The sequence below is a fragment of the Mesorhizobium sp. M2A.F.Ca.ET.037.01.1.1 genome (assembly GCF_003998075.1).
Classification (GTDB): Bacteria; Pseudomonadota; Alphaproteobacteria; order Rhizobiales; family Rhizobiaceae; genus Mesorhizobium.
The window spans coordinates 1-3,590 of sequence record NZ_RZSA01000719.1 but is presented as its reverse complement, the minus strand read 5'-3'; the positions used below and the strand labels follow the sequence as shown (position 1 = coordinate 3,590).

3 protein-coding genes are annotated in these 3,590 nt (G+C 64.1%); all 3 read left to right on the top strand.

What is annotated here, in order from left to right; all coding sequences use genetic code 11:
• Nucleotides 1–135 precede the first annotated feature (135 nt).
• A complete protein-coding gene (locus EOA27_RS27665) occupies nt 136–1,674 on the top strand; it encodes a sugar ABC transporter ATP-binding protein (RefSeq protein ID WP_126081360.1) in 1,539 nt (512 codons plus the stop codon).
• Nucleotides 1,671–2,624 carry an ABC transporter permease gene (locus EOA27_RS27660; RefSeq protein ID WP_126081361.1) on the top strand — a complete coding sequence of 318 codons (954 nt, stop codon included), beginning with the start codon at nt 1,671–1,673 and terminating at the stop codon, nt 2,622–2,624. Before EOA27_RS27665 ends, EOA27_RS27660 begins: the two co-directional genes overlap by 4 nt.
• Nucleotides 2,624–3,590 (top strand): ABC transporter permease (locus tag EOA27_RS27655; RefSeq protein WP_126081362.1); only part of this gene is annotated, 967 nt, incomplete at its 3' end. The genes EOA27_RS27660 and EOA27_RS27655, both read left to right, overlap by 1 nt.

Below are 3,590 nucleotides of genomic sequence, written 5' to 3'. Positions count from 1 at the left end.
GCAACGGCTTGCCGGCCGGATATAATCCGAGCACGTTCAAGCCCGATTATCCGAAGTAAGCCTCCCAGCCTGGCCAGGGTGTGCGTTCCTTTGGACGCACACCCTGGTGTAACCGGAATTTCGAGCATCGGATAAATGGTCACTCCCGTCATCGAGCTCAGTCGCATCGAGAAGGAGTATCCGGGCGTAAAACCCCTGGACAAGGTGGATTTTGCCGTTCGTCCTGGCGAGATACATGCCCTTCTCGGCGAAAACGGCGCGGGAAAATCCACGCTCATCCGCGTCATGGGCGGCGCCATCAAACCGAATGGCGGCAACATGACTTATCTGGGCAAGCCGGTTTCCTGGCAGTCGCCCAAGCAGGCGCGCGCGGCGGGCATCCACGTCATCCATCAGGAGCTCGCTCTGTTTCCCGAGCTTTCCGTCGCCGAGAACATCCTGGTCGACGCGCAGCCGCGCAACGGCCTGGGGTTGATCTCGGGCCGTGCCCGCCATGCGCGGGCAGCCGAGATCCTGTCGCAGCTCGGCGTGAAGATCTCTACCCATGCCAAGATCGACGAATTGCCGCTTGCCGACCAGCAGATGGTCGAGATCGCCAAGGCGCTGGTCGGCGAGGTGAGGCTCCTCGTGCTCGACGAGCCGACGGCCGTGATCTCCGGCCACGAGGTCGATCTCCTGTTCGACAACATGCGGCGCCTGAAGCGCGAAGGCGTTGGCATCGTCTATGTCTCGCACCGGCTGGAAGAGATCTTCGAGATCGCCGACCGCGTAACGATCCTGAAGGATGGACAAGTGGCGGGTACTGGTCCTGTCGGCGACCTGACACGCGATGAGATGATCACCAAAATGGTCGGACGCCGCCTCGAGCAGATCTATCCGGCACGCCGCAAGGCGCCAGCCAGCGGGCCGGACATCCTCAAGGTCAGCAACCTTCGCGCCGGTCATCGCGTGCGCAATGTCAGCATCGCGGTCAAGCCGGGCGAGGTCGTCGGCATCGCGGGCATGGTCGGCTCCGGCCGCACGGAAGTTGCAGAGGTCATCTTCGGTGTGCGCGACCTCGACGGCGGCACGATCGAGTTCGATGGTAAGCCGTTCGATCGTCGCATGCCGCGGGAGGCAATCCGCAACGGCCTTGGCTTCCTCACCGAGAACCGCAAGGACGAGGGGCTCTTCCTCGGCCTGCCGATCTCCGCAAATGTCATGGCGCCCGATCTGGCAGGCGTCACCAGGCGAGGACTGATCGATCGGCGCGGCGAGCGCGACATCGCGCTAGAGCAAATAAACAACTTCGCCGTGGCCGCGCCTTCGCCGGAGGTCAAGGTCGGCAATCTTTCCGGCGGCAACCAGCAGAAGGTGCTTTTCGGCCGCTGGTCGCGCATTGCCCGAAAGCTTCTCATCCTCGACGAGCCGACGCGCGGCGTTGACATCGGCGCCAAGGTCGAGATCTACCGTATCGTGCGCAGCCTGGCGGAGCAGGGTGTGGGCATCCTCATGATCAGCTCCGAGCTGCCGGAGATCATCGGTCTGTCGGATCGCATCTTCGTGATGTCGCAGGGCCATGTCGCGGGCGAGATCGATGGCGCGTCCGCCACCGAGGAGGCGATCATGGATCTCGCGGTGCGCTCGGTCGACCGGCGCGAGGGCAAGGCGGCCCGGCTGGAGCAGGTCGCATGAGCGCTGTCGTCGCCGAGTTCCGCCGCAACCGGCTCTCGTTGTCCTATGTCATCGTGGTGGCGTTGCTCATCCTGCTTGTTGTGGCGGGTGGCTTCCTGTCCGATCGGTTCCTCACCTGGCGCAATTTCGGCAACCTATTCCAGCAACTCGTCGTGCTGGGCATGGTCAGCCTCGGCCAGACATTCGTAGTGCTGCTCGGCGGCATCGATCTTGCGGTCGGCTCACTGGTCAGCGCATCGACCGTATTCATCGCGCATTTCCTCGAATGGCGGCCGGACTTGCTCTGGCTGGCTCTGCCGCTCGCCCTGATCGCCGCGACGGCGATCGGCGCGCTCAACGGCCTTCTCACCATCGTGCTGCGCGTCCATCCGCTGATCGTGACGCTCGGCATGTCGTCGATCATCTTTGGCGGCACGCTGATGTACAACAAGGAGCCGGGCGGATCGGTCCCGCGTGGGCTAGCCGACTTTTCCTACGCCAAGCTGTGGGGCATCCCGGTGACGGCGATCGTTCTTGTGGCGGTCTTCGCGCTTGCCGGGCTCTGGCTGCAGCGCTCGCGCTCGGGCCGCAGTATCTATTTCGTCGGCGGCGACCGCGAGGCGGCGCGGCTGAACGGCCTACCAGTGAACCGCATCGTGGTCATGGTCTATGCGCTCTCCGGCCTGTGCGCCGGGCTGGCGGCGATCTTCCTGACGGCCCGCACCGGAGTCGGCGACCCGCGCATCGGCACCGCCTTGACGCTGCAATCGATCACGCCGGTGGTGGTTGGCGGCACGGTTCTCGCCGGCGGGCGCGGCGGCGTGCTCGGCACGCTGCTCGGCGTGCTCCTGGTGACGATGCTCAACAATTTGCTGAACTTCCTCAACGTGTCTTCCTATTACCAGTGGGTAATCCAGGGCCTGATCATCATCATCGCCGTCAGCATCCACACCACGAGGCGGAGGCAGTGATGGCACCGCTGGAGACACCGCTGCCCCGGTCGCGAGGCATGTCCGTCGCCTCGGTTTTCGAGCGCTATGGATTGATCGTCTTCCTCCTCGCGCTGCTGCTGGTCGCGGCAGCGCTCTCGCCCACTTTCCTGCAGCCGGCCAACCTGGTTAACGTGCTCACCATCGCGGCCCCGCTCGGCATGGTGGTGGTCGGTCAGACCTTCGTCATCCTGGTGCGCGGACTTGACCTGTCGGTGGCCTCGCTGATGGCGACGGTGGCCGTGCTTGCAACCGCCTTCAAGGCGACGACCAATGACGCGATCCCTCTGATCTTCGTGGCGGCGATCGCCTTCTCCGCCGTCGTCGGCCTCGTCAACGGCTGGCTGATCGCCAAGCGCAACGTCAGTCCGTTCCTTGCCACGCTCGCCATGATGATCATCCTGCAGGGCGTCCGCTTTGCCTATACGGGCGGCGCCCCGATCAGCACCCTGCCGCCGGGCATGGGCTTTCTTGCGTCGGGCCGCATCCTCGGCATCCCGGTCAACCTGATCACCCTGGCGCTGCTGGCGATCGTTTTCGGCATCGTGCTTCATCGCTCGCGTCTCGGGCGCGAGATATTCATGGTGGGCAGCAATCGCAAGGCGGCGTTCCTCAATGGTGTCGCGCCCGATCGCGTCATCATCTTCTGCTATGTCATCTGCTCGGTCTGCGCAGGCATAGGAGGCCTGTTCCTGCTCGGCTATGTCGGGACGGTTTCCAACTGGGTCGGCCAGGGTTACGAGCTGGATTCGATCGTCGCGGCGGTCATGGGCGGCGTGGCGCTGACGGGCGGACGCGGCAACATCTTTGCCGCGCTGCTTGGCGTCGCGGTGCTGGTCGTCATCAACAATCTGGTGCTTTTGCTGGGCTTTCCGATCGAGATGCAACTCATCATCAAGGGCATCATCATCATCGGCGCGGCCGCGTTTTACCGCACAAGGCTCGCAT